The sequence below is a fragment of the Streptomyces colwelliae genome (genome assembly GCF_048158785.1).
Taxonomy (GTDB): domain Bacteria; phylum Actinomycetota; class Actinomycetes; order Streptomycetales; family Streptomycetaceae; genus Streptomyces.
In genome coordinates, this window is sequence record NZ_JBLTJC010000822.1 from 1 (window position 1) to 1135 (window position 1135).

Consider the following 1135-nt stretch of genomic DNA (forward strand, 5'->3'; position numbering starts at 1 on the left):
CCCCGAGTCCACCCCGAGCCGCCTTCCACTGGCCGCCGGGCGGGTCCCCCGGGACACTGGACCCGTGCGCACAGTCAAAGCGACGGCCGCGGCCGTCTCCGTTGCCCTCGTGGCCGGTGCGGCCGGCGTCGCCGTCGGCCGGTTCGCCAGTGACGCCGCGCTGAAGGCGCCGCCCGGCCGCCCGCTGCCGGGCGAACCCCGGCTCACGGTGCACTCCACCGCCGCCGGGCAGATCACGCTCACCCGGGACCTCGCGTCCCTGCGCCCCGGCACCTACGGCCTTGCCGGCGACGGCTCCCACGCGGTCGTCGGCTCTGTCGTCGACTCGGCGTCTCCCTCCGCCGACGCCGTCGTACGCCGCCTGGAACGCGTCACCCACGGCACCCTGCGCCCCGGCGACAAGGTGTGGCTCACCCCGAACGTCCACGTCGGCAACCCGAGCGCCGCCCTCGGCCTGGACCACGCCGACATCGACATCCCCGGCGAACTCGGCTCCCTGCCCGCGTGGTTCGTGCCCGGGGCGCGGAGCACCTGGGTGATCGCGGTGCACGGCCTGGCCGCGACCCGCGAACTCTCCCTGAACGTCATGGAGTTCCTGCACCGCAAGAGCTTCCCGGTGCTCGCCCTTGCCTACCGCGGCGACCTGGGCGCACCCCGCAACCCCGACGGCCTGGGCCACCTCGGCGAGACCGAGTGGCGCGACCTGGACGCGGCGATCCGCTACGCCGTGCGCTACGGCGCCGAGCACGTCGTCCTGTACGGCTGGTCCACCGGCGCCACCATGGCCCTGCGCGCCGCCGCCCACTCCGCGCTGCGCGACCGTGTCTCCGGCCTGGTGCTGGACTCGCCGGTGCTCGACTGGGAGACGACGCTGCGCGCCCTCGCCACGGCCCGGCACACCCCGGGCGCACTGCTGCCGCTGGCGGTCCGCGCCGCCCAGGGCCGCACCGGTCTGCACGGCGACCGCATCGCCGAGGCCGCCGACCCGACCCGGCTCAGGGTCCCGACGCTGATCTTCCACGGCCCGGACGACACGGTGGCCCCCTGGACCCTCTCCCGCCGTTTCGCCGCCCACCGCCCCGACCTGATCACCCTCCAGCCGGTCGCCCACGCCCCGCACAGCGCGATGTGGAAC

1 protein-coding gene is annotated in these 1135 nt (G+C 75.9%); it reads left to right on the forward strand.

Annotated elements, in window-relative coordinates; translation table 11 throughout:
* Nucleotides 1-64 precede the first annotated feature (64 nt).
* Nucleotides 65-1135: alpha/beta hydrolase family protein (locus ACNFOC_RS54610; RefSeq protein WP_416966344.1), on the forward strand; the 1071-nt coding region annotated here is incomplete at its 3' end.